The organism is Paenibacillus ihuae (assembly GCF_001368795.1).
In the GTDB taxonomy this organism is placed as follows: domain Bacteria; phylum Bacillota; class Bacilli; order Paenibacillales; family Paenibacillaceae; genus Paenibacillus_AQ; species Paenibacillus_AQ ihuae.
Map to the genome: position 1 here is coordinate 130,708 of NZ_LN831204.1, position 17,948 is coordinate 148,655.

The window sequence follows — 17,948 nt, forward strand, 5'->3', positions numbered from 1 at the left end:
AAAAATCTAAATTATTATCTGGAGGTATTTGGAAATGTCTAACAACAACGATCAGTTTGACTTGTTCTCTTACTTTGGAGGCAGTGATGCTTTTACTACCCCCTCGCAGAAGACTCATGAAGTGAAGCAGGAGCAGAACGCTTCCCTTTCTTCAGAACCATCCGCAAGCACCGAAACGACAATCATTTCCGCTACGTCCCGAGTTTCCGAAGTCGACCAGAATGACAACAAGGTCATACATCTCGCTTCGAAACGCTTACGGGAGCAGCAGGAGAAGGCGCGTCCGGAGGATGCTTGTGAGGACGCCTGTGAGGGTGCTGACACCGAGGATGAGAATGAAGCGAACAATTTGAGCGATGAAGAAAGCGAAGCGCTCGCTGACGACGTTGATCCAGATGAAGCTGCGGCCAACAAAGCCGAGCTTGCAGGTGGACAAGCCAATGCGGAAGTTAAAGCCGATGATAAATCGGCCGTCACCACTGGTGCAGCAGCTGCCAAAAAGGAAGAGAAAAAGCCGGAGTTTAACCATGCTACGTTTATCGCGTATGCTGGACACACTCTCTCCATCACAAAGTTTTTCGATGCGGAGCAGTTGGCCGGACTCGACCTTGAAGCTGTTCGGAAGCGGTTGGAGAGAGACTTCCCGGAATTGTCTAAACAGCGGACCAAAATGGATTGGGATGAGAAGAAAAATCTCATCTGTCCTATGGTCACCGGAGGGAAGAAAGGAGCCTATTTCAGCCAAGGGCTGAAAGGCTTCTTTTTTCGTTCAAAGGACCTTTTCGCAAACAGGGAGCCGATCAACATCCTGGCTGCCCGTGACGGATACTACGAAGTCCGTGAGAATGCGATTGGAGTATTCGTTGCCCAAGTTGAAGTCATTGAGGAACTGGAGCCTTGCCGTGAAGGGTTTAAATTGAATCTCCCGAAGATTCCGGAGAACCTATTCGCCCAGCTTGTTTCCTTTTTTAGTGATTATGCCATGAACGAAGTCGAAGTGATGGGCGTTTTCTACTGGGACACGGATTCGAAGAGCTATGTGCTGGATGTGCCGTACCAGGAAGTTTCCAAGGTCAAAATCGACGTACATTATAGTGATTATCCGGCTAATTTCATTAAGGTGGCCGAGATTCATTCACATAACACGATGAGCGCATATTTCAGTGAAGTCGATAATGCCGACGAGCTTGGAACCATGCTATATGGAGTAGTCGGCCGCCTGCAGCAAGGACTTTGTGAAGTCACCTATGATTTACGAACTCGCGCAGGAGTTGCCGGCCGCTTCATTCCTCTGGAACCTAATACCTTCATCGAGGGGGACTTTTCGAGGGATAAGGTCAATAGCCTCGCTCCCATGAAGTATCCAGAATCCTGGCACAACCGCGTTACAATCATCAGCTCAAAAAAAAATGGGGGTAATAAATAATGATCAAATTAAGCGACTATCATACAAAATCGTCAGGCTATGGTACGCCCAAGGTTTCCAACATCCTCTACTACTGCGTTTTGCTCGGCTGCGGAGGTAATGGCGGATATGCGGTGCAGCGCATTACAAAAATGCTGTATGCATTTAACAATGTCCGGTCGTTCCTTATGCTGGCCGATCCAGACACGGTAGAGGAAAAGAATCTTTTGCGGCAGCCCTTCATTCCTTCCGATATTTCCAAGAAAAAATCGGAGGTTTTGGCAAAACGCTACGGATCCACTTATGGGCTAAAAATCGGTTCTTACTCCGACTCTTATGTTGAATCAGTGGAGCAGTTAGAAAGCCTTTTTTCCCATACGGATTATTTGTATGAAGAAGGCCAAATTATCCAAAAGGTTCTTATTGGTGCAGTGGACAATGACTTCTCCCGCAAGATCATGAATGATTACTTCGAGAAGACGGACGACATAATTTACATCGACGCCGGCATCGAAGGAGTGTATCTACCGGAGGGTGGTCAAAAGCCAGAGCATCTTTGGTCAGAGGAAGAGAAACTGGAGCACCTGGATAGCGGGTATTCGGGCCAAGTCGTTGTGGGGGTCAAGAAGCAGGGAGCGGTTATCTTACCACCGCTCGATAGGGTCTATCCGATCGACACGAAGGATGCAATCCCACCATCCCACAGCTGCGGCGTTGAGCCGTATCAACCACAACGGATGATCGCTAATGAGATGGCGGCATTTCAAATCACAACAATCATGAATGAACTCTTTGCCACAAATTCAATTCTTGTGAATGTTCTTAATTTCAATGCCCGCACGAGTAACTGCCGTCCTATCTATGCAGAGGACGTGTTAACCGCTCCGTTTGTAGTAGAGAAGGCTGCTTCGATAACCAACTCCGCTAACGAACCGGAGAAAGGGGATGAAGATGATTTTGAAGAACACGACGAAGAGGAAGTGGAAGAGTGAAGGTATCTCGTGGCCACCGATTGCCTGATAAGGAAGTAAAGTAACAGGAGGTAATTAGAGGGAACGCTTATAAGCGTTCCCCTATTGTTTTTAAGGAGGTAATCGATATGTATAATTACTCGATATTGAAGTCTATGCCGGCAGTGCTGCAGGCTCAGGACGATGCTCTCCATCAAGAGCAACTGGATGCACTTGATCGTTACGACTTTGCAGAAGCCCTTTTACTTAGCCAACAGCAACGTATGCTTAGGGAGAAGTGGTACATTCAATTCATTCAGGAGCAGGCCTCCTCCAGTGTTACCACTAAGGAAGTGGCCTTACGTCATGATGACTAAGATTGAGAAGGACAGGGGGTTCGTGAACGCCGCCGGCACCTGTTCAGGAGGGGGAAGAGCGATAACTTCTTGAACCCTTTTTTATTGACGAAATTTGTAGATCGGTGGTAATATGGGGTTACTACGAAACACACTATTTTTCTTTGTCGTTACGATTATTTCGACAGAGAAGGGGCATGCCGAAATTCGGTAATCATTCATATAGGGCTTATTTAGCTATGGAGACGTAAAACACCAGTTGGGTGTTTTTTTGCGTTTCCATAGCTATTTTTTTGCCCTAAAACAAGGAGGAAATTGAATGTCGTCTTCTAAGAGGTTTAAAAAAACGGTGAATTACTACCTGCAAAAGACAACTGGAGTATTCACGTTAAGTCCTACTGCTACGAAGGCCACTTCAAAAAAGGGCATCGTCGGCGTTTTTTATCTCTGTTCCTTCTTTTTTGGGGATAGATATGTTCAATGGCAATTAACGTGATGGGTTTAAAACGAGGTGCAGAAGCCTTTGTAATTCCACAACTACCGTCTGAAATGCTCCCGCTCCACGAATATGATGAAGTCCATGTAAACGTCTCTGGAGGTGCGGATAGCGTGGCCACTGTCCTTGTGGCTCTCCACGGCTATAATATTCCGAAGGAAAAGCTCAAACTGGTTCATATGCGCGTAGACGGAGACCCTAACGATCCGACAAAACGGCAATTGTTTGACTGGCCACAGACGGACGGTTACCTGGAGTACATGAGCAAGGTACTAGATCTACCCCTGATCGTTTTATGGGGCGATCTAAGCCTGGAAGAGCGAATCCGTGAGCGTGAGATGTTTCCATCTTCTCAATGCCGCTTCTGTACATCGTATATGAAGAGGGATGTGTACGCAAAATGGGTGCGTCAGTTCGATAACGTCAAAATCCTGCTCCTAACCGGCGAACGTTCCGAGGAATCAAAGGAACGGGCACAGAAGCCAATTTTCAAACTTCATTCGGCCCATGCTACGGGACGGAAGAACCGGATTGTTCATTGGCTTAAACCGATTAAGGCCATGCTTAAAACCGAAGTTAAGCAACTCTGCGCGGATTACGGCATCGATCTCCACCCTTGTTATGAATGGGTCAGCCGCTGCTCCTGCAAATTTTGCATTTTCAATACGTCTGCCGAAATGAGCCGCACATCGCAGCTTTTCCCGGAGGATTGGGCGTATCTGAAGCAAATGGAACGTGAGCTCGGACACACCCTGAAGAGCAAGAATGGAATCTCTCATTCGCTTAGCGCCTTCATCAAAGAGGATCAGATTCCCCTGTTTTGATGATCAACCCTTATAAATAACAATATGGAGGTAATTCCTTATGTCCATTTTCAAAGCACCATCTGCACAAAATGCTGTCGGTGCATTATTAGTAAAGATGAGAGAAGTTGTCTTAAGCATCGTCAAGTGGGAAAAATTTCGATCGGATTTCGAGATTAACGACAAGACAACGCTGCAGCGATGTGAGGGCTCCGGCACGTTTGCCTGGTATGTATACGAGTCCGGTACTCACCTGATTCCTCTGAACAACATCGAGGAGGTCAGAAACTTCCAGCGTGATTGGCTCGAAAGCCTTAAAAAGATTGAGGGTAAGAAGCCGGGTATGGACGATGCACTCTATGTCCTAAATGTGCATACTGGTGAATTACTAAGCGTGGATAACTTTAGAACGTGCAATAACTTATCCGAACGTTTACTAAAGACAGTTTGCTAAGTACGGAAGCCTTGAGGGGAACTGAAGCGATTTGCAGGTAACTACCTGATTCGGCTTCGGTTCTCCAACTAGGCTAACTGTACGTACAGCCGAAAAACATACATCATCTATTAGGAGGACTTATCATGCAACATAATGAACTATATTTCCAGGTTTTAATTGAAGAGGACACATTGGAAGGAGACTTCATTGCCTACATCCCGGCAATTCGGCTCGGGGCGCGCGGGGACAGCTTGGAAGAGGTCCGCGAGAACGCAAGAGATGTACTTCAAATGGAGGTCGAATCTCGACTTCAGCAAGGCAAGGATATTCCGTCCGATAACACAGCAACGATGGAAAAGCTCTCGATCCTTTTGCCTGCCATTAGATAACTCTTAAAAACACACCTTGAAATCAAAGATCGAATATTATCTCCGCAGAGAGCCGCAGCCCCCGGTTAAAGGGGCTTTATTTATTTCCTCTCCATTCCCCGAAAAAACCCTCTTTAATCCACATAATCATTGGTGACATTTTCACCACATTGTTATATTATGGTTGTAAAATCAAAATCGAATCGAGGTTTTTTGATGACACTGACGTCTCAATCTTCTTTGCACTACGATGGTCAGTATTTTGAGTTCAACGAAATCGCTTCATTTTTCGCATATATAAAACACGAGAAATTAGTAAGGTGCTGGACAAAACTACAATCGACAGAGGATCAGAATAATGCTTGGAGAGAAGATATCGGAGAAATGGGTGAGATTACGAAGCTCGACCTGACAATTGCACAGATCCATCAGAGCGGTTCTAATCCGGACAGGCTTCTTCAGTTGGTAAAACAGTATCGCTCTCTTCACGCTAATAATTTTTGGAATTCTTGGTGCAGAGAAATTGAGGAACTATTATTTGATCTACAATCAGCTCCACCATGGATTCAATATGAACATTTGGTTGGTGACCTGATGTTTGTTTATAATGAGCAGTTTTATCGTTTACATCGTCGAATTGGTTTAAAAGAATTCGCTGAACTTATAGGTTGGAGCAACCGTCAATTATCAGCATTTCGATCAAAAAATAAACCATTTCCTTTACCGGTCGATCAACTGGCTGCAACGCCCCTTTGGACAGTTGGGCAAGCTGAGGACTTCCGTCGTGTACTGGAGAGTCGATCAATTCATGGTATCAGGGGAGATTGGACGAGCACTGAAAAAAAAGATGATTGGCATCGCGTTCAATTATTACCGTTAGAAGACAGCGAAGAGGAACTTGATGAAAAAACGGTTTATGCGTGGCAGGAAACCGGCAGTAGATATTATTACGGACATCGATTAAAGATGAGTATCCTTAATGTACCTTTTATCGAATACGAACGAGCTTGTATCTATTTAATAAAGCGGCTAAGTAATCCTGCACGTCTCCAGTATGCGGTAGGGAGCGCTGCTATTAACGCGGGGGAATTTCAAAAAGCAGAAGAATATTTGCTGGATTCCATCGACAATTTCGAAAAAGTAATCCCACCTTCATTTGTAGGGCGAATTGATGATAGGGTGGAGGATTATTACTATGCCTATTTATACTATTCCTTTATTCTTGCTCGGAAAGGTGAGACCGATGAAGCTATTGAGGTTTTGGAGTATGCCCAATCTCGATTACCGGAAACAAACGAATATATTGATTTCCAAGAGCTGATCGACCTTTTGATAGAGAGTCCTACCCATTTTGTTGCATGGTTTTTTGAGGTACATTCTGATGACATGCCTGATCCGACAGTTCCCATTTTCCCAGCTGGCAAGCAGCTTTCCATTCCAGAAACCCGAGGATTATTATGGGAGTTATTGAAAAAAAGCAACTATAAGGTAAATGATTTTTATTTTGGCAACTTTCAGAGGACGATAGATACACACTCTGTTCAAGGGACTGAAGACTACTTTTCACTTGGCCTATACCAAGTAGGTTATGAGGATATATCTGTATCTCATTTTACTTACTCCCAAAAGCCCGTCCTTGTATTACATATTGAAAAGACACCAAAACGATGGTTTATTGTTGGATTAAGCCGCGAAAATGAAGTAGAAGATTGGTTGAATACTTTGGGGATCACTCTATTAGATGAACTATCCAATATTGGTTAGAGTTTGGGAGGGATATACGTGAGGGATAATATGGAACGATTAGATATTAGGGATGGCAAGGAGATTGCTCGTTTTTTTGCATACCTGAAGCATGAACTTCAGGTGGTTAGGGTGACCGAACAAAGCTCCGTCTGGACCTCAGGATATGAAGGAGCTTTGGACAAGGCAATGATGCTTTATGAGCAAGAAGGAGAATTTGATGAATTGGTTCAGCTCATGCATATTTGCTTGGATACATCATTTTCCGTCGTGCAGTCACCGGTCTTCTGGGAGTGGGGGAAGTATATCGAGGAACTTCTAAACGATATCGCAAAGTTGCCTATCAATTATTGGCAAGGAAACGTGCAGAATGATCTGTATATGTTATACTCCATAGAGCTTTCAATCATTTCCGAACTCATCGAAGCAGATCACTTTGCAGAGTTGATCCATATTAGTAACAATGAGTTCCTTCAGGAGCTCACTAAAAACCCTCTTACCCCTCCCCCTATTCGGGTCCTTAAGGATGGCACGATGCTTTGGACTTTAGGACAAACCGTGTGTTATAAAGCCAGTTTAAACTACGCTCGGACAGGCGAGTGGCTTCCTTCGGTACTCGATCGCCGTCAGCAAACCTTTATCTTATATCCTGTTACAGACCCGCTTGAATCTGAGGAGTCGGAAGTCTGGTATGAATTTGACAACAATGCCTATGATTTGCTAAGGAATAATTTCTATATCCAGCGATCCGCGGCAGAGCATTCAGATATCATCAGACATCTGGAGAAAAAAGTTCGTATTATACCGGAGCTCTACTTTCCGTATGCTTGCCAATTACTTAAAGAAGGACAGTTGGAGGAAGCGCTTAGTGCGTTTTTGAAGATCGATGCCTGGTGCAAGGCATCTATACCTACTAACTTCAAAGGTAAGCTACCTGATGGCAATCAAGATATGTATCACTTTTCTCAATGCTATCTTAGCTATTTCTCTTATTTGAAGGGGGACCAAACAGCAGCACTCCGTTACTTGGAGGAGTTGCAGCCCTATCTTACCTTAGATTATATGGACAACAGTGATGGGATCGAGATCCTGCATCATCAACCGGAGAATTTCAAGCGCTGGTTTCAAGTGAACTATATGACCAACTACGAAGACTTAACCCATACAGATAAAGAGTGGCTCTCTGAACCTAAAATTCGTGAGATCGATTTGAGCATTCCGGGGCAAATTCAAATAGACTCAAACTATAACAGGCAGTGCGAATTTCAGGTTCCTCATGAAATACGGAATGAAATCAGACCCGAGCGGATTGTATTCGCCGCTATTGTTGCGACTCTGGTGACCCTGGATCCTTTTGCCGTTAAGAATGACCCAGAAAGACAGTGGAGGGGGCTTGGGCGCCAGGAAGGGGGACTCATATTTAAGGGAGCTGCTATAACTTTCCAAAGCAACGGGGTCCGTGTAAAAACAAGTGAGATACCTCTGGAAAATCAGAACTTAATCTACCCTCTGTTGACCGCTCAGATGATTAACCGTGTTTGCGATTATTATGTTGCAGCCCAGGGAAATACGGTCCGAGAAAAGCTAATTCATGCTGCAAGTCAGTGCCTCTTTATGTCCAACAAGAGAACCATACTTGATGAGATCGAACGGTCAACTAGAGAAAGGTATATTGACTCATGGAACGGATTTTTTGACAGTCATTGAAGAACAATCATTTATAAGTCAGTCATTCAGGGTTTTTGTGAGCCCAATACTTACCTCCACCATCTTAAGTGGCCAAGAGCTATAATGGATGAAGGAGGTTTTTTTATGTTTATATCCCCAATGTTACTTAAATCAGCTATTGGCCCTTATAGTCATAGCGATTATATATTCGAACCAAAAATTGACGGTCACCGGTTGATTTTCTCCCAGCAATCGGGTGGAACGATCCGTTTGTATACCCGTCACAACAACGAATGCACACAGCAGTATCCCGAACTACAAATACCGTTTGCAGAGGATGTTATTCTAGACGGCGAAGTGGCCTGCGTCGATCCAGCAACTGGTGTATCTGATTTCGAATCCGTTATGAGCCGGTTCCAGGCACGTAAGGAAGGCAAGATACAGCAACTTACAGCAACTTTACCGGCCTATTACGCAATCTTTGATATCTTACAGTACAAGGGGCAGGACCTGCGAGGATTACCACTGATGCGCCGTAAAGAGATACTGGCTGGATTGAATCTACCTTCTCGTAGTTTTGGAATTGTACCTCACGTAGAGGGTGCTGGTGAAGCCCTCTTTGAACAGATTAAGGCGCGTGGTATGGAGGGAGTCATAGGAAAACGCATGAACAGTCTGTACGAGACGGGCCGGCGATCTGCGGTATGGCAAAAGGTTATCAACTGGACTTACGCCGATATTTACATCAGTGGTTACAGGAAAAAGGAGTTTGGCTTGCTGGCTTCGGTTCCGTCCGGAACACCCGGTAGGCTTCGACCGGCTGGGATTATTGAGCTTGGCGCTTCACCGGTTCATAAGAGTGCATTTAAAGGAGTAGCTTCGCAACTGGTGAATGGCGAGGATAAGGAGTTTGTCTACATGGAACCACGACTGCGTGCTCGGGTTCGAATGAGGAACTGGACTAAATCAGGGATGCTGCGGAGTCCGGTGTTTACGGAGTTTATCATATGACTAAAATGCGCCACCAAACATCAGGTTTGGGGTGCATTTTAAATTACAAATTGATTCAAAATAATTTGATAATTAATACAGATAGTCTTTCAGATATTTGATAGTGCTGATTAAAAGGATTGAATAACACAGCTTATAATAAATTTATTATTGATGATATTATATTTTCTATGGTACGATGCTAAAAAGCGTCTAAGACGTATACAGAGATAAACAAAACAGCTTTTGGAGGAATTCAAATGTTAAGTCACGACCCTGAAATAGGGTGGTTTCTTTTCTGATTCCTTCAGAAGCTTTTTTTTCGTGTATCCATAATTATGATAGGACGGTGACTAATTTGACTAATCTTCGACAAATCAGGGACTTCATTAACTGGGAGAAGAAAGGAAAGAAAATACTTCTTTGGATAGGAGAAGAAGTAGTGGCTAAAGTGGACATTGCCATTGATTATGCAAGTAGGAATCCTAGATATGAATACTCCTTCGGCACTAAGTCCCAATACTTTTGGATATACAATAAAAATGACGCAGCGGATTGGGTAATACAGGAATTAAAGAAAATCTTGAGATCGGAGGATCTAGAAGAATATACGCTTGCATTTGAGAAATTCAAAAAACGTAATAATATTAGATGGAGTTTCCCGGAAAAGTTAATTCTAATGCTGAAGATGAATGAAGCTGGTGAGAAAAATGATGAACAGTTAGCAGCTGAAGCAACGCTAACTTTTCGGAGAGTACGGTCTAAGTATGCCTGTAAAATCCAAATAAGAAAAATAAGAGAAGAGCTAAGAGCAAGCGGAGCAGACTTTGATTCTCATCTAGATATACTTATCGATCACGTAGGAGGATTTTCACTTTATAAGAACCAGTTCCTAGACTTATACCCCCCAGGTAAGGAATATTTAAAGTCAGGGAACATGGTCTAATGACGGCTCCAGTGCAGACCTTAAGAAGATAGCGATCATTCTGGATGCCAGAGGAACAAATAAATAAAAGGCACAGCAATCACCAAGGGGTTAGCGAAAATAAGTATTCCATTGTCCAAACATATTCGAGTGAAAATAATAGCTGCTGCTTGGGGTACGAGGGGGATAAAGGCTAGACCGATTATCAACATACCGCCGTTTCCGTATGCATGCTGGCACGTCCGGGAGCAACGTCCTCTTTTTTTGCTGTACGACGCGACGGACCCAGCCGGGCAGCGCGAACGTTTCACCTTTTGTCCGGCTGCCGCCGGATCGCCGGGATACCGGCGCGCGGCCAGCTGCAGCATCGGCTCACCCGGCTACGGGCCGTGAGAAAGTCGAAGCAGCGCGCCGCCGGAGAAATCAGGAAAGGCGGTAGGAGCCGGTGGCGGACGGACCACCGCAGCAGGGGGGCGTGCCCGGGCAACGTCCTCTTTGTCGTCTCAGCATACCGCCTGGCAGCGAGGGCGCCGTAGTCGGCATACCGGCGCGCGGCCAGCATCAGCGGAAGCATCCCTTCGTTACCACGCTGGGATGAAGGAAGTTAAAAGAATGGACATCACTCCCCGGAGCAACCAGGAAGGGCAGTGAGAGCCGAGGGTGGCCGGAATGCTGCAGCAGGTACGTGCCCAGAGGGCAGCGCCCTCTTTGTCGCCGTTGTCAGAAGAAAATATTTGTATTAACTGCCTCAGAAACCCTTCTAAATGCTTTCCTGGGTCTTGTACACACTACCTGTCACACTAAGAAGACCCTCCGCAACGGGCGCACCTAATGCGGAAGTCTAGTACTTTATTTTCCACACACAATTGGTTAACAAAGCGTTTGCAGTTCGGACACCTCCCCCTCAAATGACCAGTCTACAACTTATTACTCAATACCTGACGATTTCGTAACCAAAAAACTGCGTCAGATCAACAACTCCAGTCTAATACTTTATTTTCTCTGAACAGCCGTGACGGACTCCGCCGGGCAGCGCGAACGCCGCACCTTCCGACCTGCTCCCGCAGGAACGCTGGGATGCCGGCGCGCTGCCTGCTGCACCATCAGCGGATGCATACACATGAGGGGATTCGGCAATGGGACCAAGTTCTTGTCCTACAAGGGACTATGTTCTTGTCCACCAACAGAGATATAGTGTATAACGACAGCAGCTTGGTAACATGTTTACAGAGCGACAGCAACATGGTAACATATTAGAAAATATAACCATTTTTGTTCATCTGAATATTTGGAGGGTTTTCATGTATACTCCTGTCCCTATGAAAAGAAGCTATCATTGGTGGGGAAATCGTTGAATTTACATTATGGAATGGAGGGGATTATTTATGCCAAGAGTAAATGTTGATGAAGTTGATGAATATATAGAAAAACATAAAAGTTCGTTTTACTCTAAAATGCTTGAAGATGAGAAAAAAGAACTTGCTAAAGCGAATGCGATCCGAAAAGGCCTAGAAGACGCAAAGAATCTTAATGACAAAGGATGAATATCAGAAATGAAGAGAATAGTGTACAGTGACACAAATATTACCCGGTTTAAAAACCTTGTTTAATAAGGTTTTTTTTAATTTCAAGGGAAACTTAGTGTCATAAAACTGCGACACAAAGTTTATCCCTTCGAAGGAAAATGACACAAAAGTTCCCCTGTTAGAAGCGAATGCCACAAAAGTTATTCCTATAGGAGAAAATGACACAAAGATTACCTCTCTAAAGGAAGGCTCAAATATGATTTGAGCCTTCCTTTAGAGAGAGCAACTTAATTCATTAGTTTTCTTATTATATAGGGGTAAACTTTGCGTCATTCAATTTTAAGAGGTAAGTTTGTGTCACTGTACAACAACAATATACCCGTAAAACGGCGATAAACAGTGATGTTCGCCCAGACATCTGCACAAAATCCGTATTTTAATCAAATGTAATAAGTCTTAGACTAGGTATAATTATAAACTAATTATTGTCCGATCGTTAATTAATCCTTCAAACGATACCAGATAAAAAGCATAGTGATGTTCTTTATGATTACTGTGACGGGTTTGTTAGTCTGGTGAAAGCTGTCAGAATGCTACTATAATTTACGTTTTTCAGGAATTTGGCGTTCTAATCCTAAAGTTGATAACCATCAGCCACAAAAAATCTACTAATACAAATGAACTGAGATCACCAAACGGCAGCCAGTCACAAGCCTGTAGCTGCTCGAAGCTCTACTCACCCTCCTGGTTTTCTCTGAACGTACTAGGTGCCGTGATTGACCACCGACTATGGCCGGGATCAGCGCCACATTCGCAGCAGTTTAAAAAGCCGCTTACAGAATGATTCTCTGCAAGCGGCTTGAAACTATTAATTTATTATCCTCACAATTAGCTCTTCATTTCAGCACATACTTAGAGATCCTATTTTCTTGCCATGAATAAACTATTATATTATTCTGCCAGTAATCCAATATAGTCCCTTTTATTTGACTAAATTCGTGTATAGTGGACAGTGTATTAGCGTCGAAAATATACTGTTTGCTAAGCAAATTCACAAGCAATTTTCCATCTACTGTTTTACTCGCTGTAGGTAGACTGTCTCCCTCTGGAAAAATTAAATTTGTTAGTACCCGTTCCTTTACTAACCCCTTCTGATTATATAAGCTTATTTTCTTGTTTTGAGTGTTAAATACCAAATATTCAGATCCAGCTTTAAAAGCAAATCCAAATTGATCGATAGTTCTCCCCCAAGTGGTAATTCCTTTTGGTGATACAGCTATAAGTTTTTGTGTTTTAGGTTTAGGAATTACGGAAAAAATAAAGGTACCATCATCGAGTGCAAAGGTTGTGTAGAAGTTAACATATGTTGCTTTGGGGAAGATGTATTGAAATGAACGCTGTATAGACGAATTATATACATTCACTTTTTGGGTATCGCCTTCCTTTGTTACAACTTCTATGGCGATCTGATTCTTCGTCACTATATTTAACTTTCCGGATACCACCTTACTCACTTTCTGTTTACCACTTTTATCGAAAGATAGGAATTGAACCGTTTCTGCACCGGCCTTCATTGATTTCTGAGCTGCAATAATTAAGGTCCCATCCCCCATACGATATAACTTACCGCCGTAGGGCAGCAGCTCTTGTCCTATGCGTTTGCTCCAGTTTTCCTTCCCTTCAGGACTCACGGAATAAAGAAGTCCTTCAGACGAAAAATAGGCGTATATCGTGCCATCCGGTGCATAAGCAAAAGGATCTTCTGTACTTGGCCATCCGTAGCCCGCCTTAGCAAAGGAGAATACCCATTTAACCTTTCCCGTTTTCGTATCTACTGCTCGAACTGTATCAGGCGACCAAACCTTAGTCTCTGAGGCTCTTTCTTCTCCCACATGTAGATACAGCGTTTCCTTACCAGGAACAAAAAAACTTTCTTCCTGTATAGGTATGTAATCTGCATTCGCCGTCTGAGTCCAAACTGCTTGTGGTAGTGAATCGTAGTTCTTAGCAGCAATCACCCCAGCCACATTTGCAAAAACGAGGGTTGCTGTAATGAAACTGATTATCTTCTTTTTCACATGAAAACCTCAACTTTCATTTTTTGATATTACATATGATGAAGTGGATTTTGACTTTTTACTCCCCCTATCAGATGGTATAAAAGAAGTCAAAGTCACTCACTTACATGTACTGTCCGACTAACATAAGGTTCATGGTAAATGGTAACATAATTTCATGATGTTAAAAGCCACCTTTTGTGGCTTTTTTTCAATTTCTCTAAAAAAATATTTTTCCTTGCTACCTCATACGATCCCTTTAATGAAAAGCTTGAAACCTCTACTTTCTCACACTAATCATCACCGGTAGACGTATTAATCGCTGCGTGTCGATCGCAGCTTGAAGAACATCCGAAGCGCCAGTTCTGTACGATCCTACGCCGGCGAAGTCGGAAGCCAGCTGCACAAGCCAATTCGCACCATACTCCTGATTGGCCTTGGAAGCACCTGATCCGCTGTTAAAACTCCAGTAGATTGAAGACTCATGCTGCGCCAGAAGATAAGAATCAACTCCCGTATGGAAGCACCGGTTCGGCCCGTTCGGCACGCTGGCGACGACGCGGCCAGCTGCTCCGGCGGATCTGCACTAGGCTTGCCAGGTCTAATACTTTATTTTCATATTTACAGCAGTCTCCGTTGAAAAAAAGCTGCAGTTCGTGCTCCTGGTTGTTCTTACGGATGTGAAACTTCACCTAATATATGATTCGTTCCCCGGCTGCAGCTCTTACGTCATTATTCTGTCCTCGATCCAATCAACATCTAGTAGTTCTTGGTAAGGGTCTATTTTCATTGTTACACTCAAATGTTCTATATCATATACTTCCATAACCCCACTGTTAAGAACGTTTAAGATTTTGTGTGCCGATTTACCGATGTCCATGACAATGGAGCGCTTTTCACGATAATTCAAATCAGAAAACAGATCACATATGCACCCAGCTGCTGTTTCCATAATCGATTCTATGCTCCACTGCACTCCTTCTAACACGACCGCTTCCGCAAAATGAGTATCTTCATTTGCTAGTGCAACAATAAAATTTGCCGAGGCTCCAGTATGAATGGCGTGGATCCACATTTTCCAGCTGTAAATAGAAGGTTCTTGAATTATGGTACTTCGGGCGTCCTCTCCCGCTTCTGCCAGTACCGGTCGTGTCGTAATAAACTCCTTAATTACCGACCATACCTCTTCCTGATGCCCCTGAGTTTTTTGAACGATTATCATGAATGTTATCCTCCCACTATAAATTAATAAAATCTCTTGTTTCCTCACTCGTTCTTAGATTTTCAGCCAATGACAGATTAAGAGTTGGAGAAGTCATGTAAGGATGACATTATTTTCTGGAAGAGCCGGTGGCGGGAATAGAGGTTGGGGGAAATTGTCCCCAGCCCATGGATCGTTCCTGTGATCGCACTTTGGATATCCACACCTGTCTCTTGACGGCTTACCCTCCCATGTCACGCGGGGTCTTCGCCCTTACATTCCTTCGTTCGGCCTCTCAAGAGGTGGACGCCGTTTTTTGCTCCTTTACAGGGTCGTTGCCCTTATGGATTATTTTCCTGCGGCTGCTCCGTGCTTCCTTTGTCTTGGTTCTTCTCTTCCGGTGAGAAACGTGATTTCGGTTTTACTTAAGCTGCCATCTGGATCTGGGCCTGACGTACCGGCCCTAACACGTCGTTTGCATCGTATGGAATGTGCTTCGTCCCGAGCGTATGAAGCACTCGAATGAGCTTCCCGCACAGCGCCACAAGCGATTGTTTTTTCTTCAGTGGATTCTGACTTCGTGTCGTAAAATACTGGTGTAGTGCCTTAAATTCAGCATTCTTTGCTACCATGGGCATGACCGCCCGGAACAGCAGGGCCCTCAGCCTTGCACGTCCACGTTTGGTAATACTGGACTTGCCTTTTTTCTTTCCCGAACTATTCTCTTTGAGATTCAGTCCGGCCAGCCGAATGATCTGCTGTCCATGCTCGTAACCACTCAGATCGCCCACTTCCGCCAGGAATCCCGCCAACGTCACTACAGCCACACCGGGCACGGTAAGCATCTCTTTCGTGCCTGGAATTTGCCCCAGTAGACGTTCCACTTCCGACAGAATCTCTTCAAGCTGTCTGGCGAACATGTTGTATTGCTCCAGAAGTGTTTTAATCTCTATTTTTGCTGCAGGAAGACCTTCGGTCAGACCGATGGAGTTTCTCGCCGTTTCGACCAGCAATTGGGCTCGCTTCGTTCCCACGGCTCGTTTCACGTCTTTCTTCCACCGCTGAGCGATGGCTTCTGCACCGAGTCCTACAATCTCACCCGGCGTCGGAAACTCGTCCAGAGTAATGAGCGAGGCTTTTCCTTCCCAGTCTTTAAACACCTCAGCGTATTCCGGAAAAAAGCGATCCTGCCAGTTCTGCACCCGCCTTTGCACCTGCCCGAGGTTCACCATGATCTTCTCTCGAAGATTCATGAGAATTCGCAGATCTGCGTAGATACTCGTTGGCAATTTAGGTTCGCTGTATTTCCCGTTCCGCACTAAATCGGCAATGACTTTAGCGTCTTTATAGTCGTTTTTCGTGGGTGAGTTATCTTCCAGCTCTTTGCTTTTGTGTACGTGATGCGGATTAACAATGACCAAAGGAATGCCTTGTTGTCCCAAATACTCCGCCAAGGTGAACCAGTAGTGTCCGGTAGGTTCAATACCGAAGAGGACGTCGCTCTTGGCATGCTCCTGCTGAAGCTCCTTCATCCACTGAACCAGTTGCTCGAGTCCAGTACGGGTATTTGAGAACACACAATCCTTTCCGAGTTCAATCCCCCGATAGTCGATGGCCCGGGCTACATGGGTTTCTTTCGCAATGTCTGCGCCTACGACAAGGGTCTTGTCGGAAATTCGTGTAATCCGTTGATTCTGTTTCTTCGATTGTTTATACTTCATGTTGAGTGCCTCCTGCGCTGGAATTTGTTCTTTGGTCGGAACGTTTCCCAGTATACAGTTGGCGCTTTTTTCTTTCAAACCTCAAATTAATTCATTACAGGAATGGCTCCTTATATCCGTAAACCAAAAAAAGCACCGAACAAATAGGGGTACTCCCCTATTCGTTCGGTGCTTCCGATACGGTCTCGCCTATTGGCTTTCTTCCATTTTAATATAGTTTAATGTTAATGTCGATACAGAAACACGATTAATGCCGCTAATCTAATTAGATTTTAAAGCTCTTAATCACCATTTGATACTTCTGTATTTTTCGTATTTGTCGTCTTATATTTTTCGCCATCTATTACATGCTCCTTGAAATTAACTCTACCCATGAAGAGTGGGCAATTTTTTTTATGGGCTAACTTCCCTATAATCACAGTATTAGATTTACAAAAATAACACTTAACCAAAATCTGCACTCTCCCTATCTAAATATATTTTTAAGTCTAAATTTTCAACAATTCATATCATTTATAGTAGTATGTTAATTAATTAACATACTACTATAAATTTTTTCTTTTATTCCTATCTTAATTATACCTCTCATGTAATTTCTGCAATGTATATAATTAAAGCGCCTGTATACCTTGGGGTATTCGACGTTCTTTTGGACTACAATAAGCTAATTAAAAAATCTTGGCTCGTGGCCCCACTTCGTATGGAATTTAGATTCACAAGCCAAGAGAATTAAATTTCATGATGAAACCAGGTTTGGACTATTGTTACTTGATACGATGGCTTCGGAAGTAGTCATTCCAGTTTCCACTAATGATTACTGTTACTTCATCCGTCTTGGTTAGATATTCATTTTTTGCTGTAAACGTAAATTTCACCGGGCCATCTGGTAAATACTGAAATGAATCGTCATAAAGTGAACCGGTCCATAGCTTTTTATCTACATCAATGGCTGTAAGCTGTGTGCTAAATCCTCCGTTCATGGTAACTTCAATTGTATCCGGCAGCCCAGTAGCATCAGCCTGAAGCATGAATTTTTCTCCTGCCCAAAATACATTGTACCCTCTTGGACTTTCAGCATCTCCACTCAACTTCAAATTAAAGTCCTGCCGGTTTTTGTTCCATTCCTCAGTGTGTTTTACCCCACCCCTTACACTCAAGAGATTGACCATAAAGTATTTGCGCGGTGATACAACACCCCAGTCGAATCCATCAAAAACTTCGACTTCTACAGCATACTTCTCATTTTCAGCCAGCACACCTGCAGGGACCTGCCATTGTTTTGTACTGGATATTTGTTCTCCGG

The 17,948-nt window shown here is 43.9% G+C and carries 15 protein-coding genes; 11 read left to right on the forward strand and 4 right to left on the reverse strand.

What is annotated here, in order from left to right:
- The first annotated feature begins 34 nt into the window (after positions 1 to 34).
- The 11 genes from AQR02_RS28440 to AQR02_RS32720 all read left to right on the forward strand — a co-directional run bounded on the left by AQR02_RS28440 (position 35) and on the right by AQR02_RS32720 (position 11,684).
- Positions 35 to 1,426 carry a hypothetical protein gene (locus tag AQR02_RS28440; protein ID WP_054943683.1) on the forward strand — a complete coding sequence of 464 codons (1,392 nt, stop codon included), beginning with the start codon at positions 35 to 37 and terminating at the stop codon, positions 1,424 to 1,426.
- A complete protein-coding gene (locus tag AQR02_RS28445; protein ID WP_054943684.1) occupies positions 1,426 to 2,397 on the forward strand; it encodes a ThiF family adenylyltransferase in 972 nt (323 codons plus the stop codon). The genes AQR02_RS28440 and AQR02_RS28445 overlap by 1 nt, the downstream gene beginning before the upstream one ends.
- A 107-nt stretch (positions 2,398 to 2,504) precedes the next feature.
- Entirely contained in the window at positions 2,505 to 2,732 is a 228-nt protein-coding gene (locus AQR02_RS28450) for a hypothetical protein (protein WP_054943685.1), read from the forward strand.
- Positions 2,733 to 3,191: 459 nt separating this feature from the next.
- Positions 3,192 to 4,031, forward strand: a complete 840-nt coding sequence (locus AQR02_RS28455; RefSeq protein ID WP_054943686.1) for a phosphoadenosine phosphosulfate reductase domain-containing protein — start codon at positions 3,192 to 3,194, stop codon at positions 4,029 to 4,031.
- 40 nt (positions 4,032 to 4,071) lie between these two features.
- Positions 4,072 to 4,464, forward strand: coding sequence for a hypothetical protein (locus AQR02_RS28460; RefSeq protein WP_054943687.1), 393 nt, complete (start codon positions 4,072 to 4,074; stop codon positions 4,462 to 4,464).
- A gap of 125 nt (positions 4,465 to 4,589) precedes the next feature.
- Positions 4,590 to 4,835, forward strand: a complete 246-nt coding sequence (locus AQR02_RS28465; protein WP_054943688.1) for a type II toxin-antitoxin system HicB family antitoxin — start codon at positions 4,590 to 4,592, stop codon at positions 4,833 to 4,835.
- 195 nt (positions 4,836 to 5,030) lie between these two features.
- Positions 5,031 to 6,578, forward strand: coding sequence for a hypothetical protein (locus AQR02_RS28470; RefSeq protein WP_054943689.1), 1,548 nt, complete (start codon positions 5,031 to 5,033; stop codon positions 6,576 to 6,578).
- A 30-nt stretch (positions 6,579 to 6,608) separates the two neighbouring features.
- On the forward strand, positions 6,609 to 8,264 hold the full coding sequence (locus AQR02_RS28475; protein WP_209444334.1) for a hypothetical protein: 1,656 nt from the start codon (positions 6,609 to 6,611) through the stop codon (positions 8,262 to 8,264).
- A 105-nt stretch (positions 8,265 to 8,369) separates the two neighbouring features.
- A complete protein-coding gene (locus tag AQR02_RS28480) occupies positions 8,370 to 9,236 on the forward strand; it encodes an ATP-dependent DNA ligase (RefSeq protein ID WP_054943691.1) in 867 nt (288 codons plus the stop codon).
- Positions 9,237 to 9,573: 337 nt separating this feature from the next.
- Complete coding sequence (locus tag AQR02_RS28485; protein WP_148449238.1) at positions 9,574 to 10,161, forward strand: hypothetical protein; 588 nt, start codon at positions 9,574 to 9,576, stop codon at positions 10,159 to 10,161.
- A gap of 1,364 nt (positions 10,162 to 11,525) precedes the next feature.
- Positions 11,526 to 11,684, forward strand: a complete 159-nt coding sequence (locus tag AQR02_RS32720; protein WP_159067871.1) for a hypothetical protein — start codon at positions 11,526 to 11,528, stop codon at positions 11,682 to 11,684.
- Positions 11,685 to 12,562: 878 nt separating this feature from the next.
- On the opposite strand, the gene AQR02_RS28490 is transcribed toward AQR02_RS32720, so the two are convergent.
- From AQR02_RS28490 to AQR02_RS28505, 4 genes are all read right to left on the reverse strand, one after another.
- Complete coding sequence (locus AQR02_RS28490; protein WP_054943693.1) at positions 12,563 to 13,744, reverse strand: PQQ-binding-like beta-propeller repeat protein; 1,182 nt, start codon at positions 13,742 to 13,744, stop codon at positions 12,563 to 12,565.
- 703 nt (positions 13,745 to 14,447) lie between these two features.
- Complete coding sequence (locus AQR02_RS28495) at positions 14,448 to 14,945, reverse strand: hypothetical protein (protein ID WP_054943694.1); 498 nt, start codon at positions 14,943 to 14,945, stop codon at positions 14,448 to 14,450.
- 404 nt (positions 14,946 to 15,349) lie between these two features.
- Positions 15,350 to 16,645, reverse strand: coding sequence for an IS110 family RNA-guided transposase (locus tag AQR02_RS28500; RefSeq protein ID WP_054943695.1), 1,296 nt, complete (start codon positions 16,643 to 16,645; stop codon positions 15,350 to 15,352).
- Between the two features lie 764 nt (positions 16,646 to 17,409).
- Positions 17,410 to 17,948: hypothetical protein (locus AQR02_RS28505; protein ID WP_159067873.1), on the reverse strand; the 539-nt coding region annotated here is incomplete at its 5' end.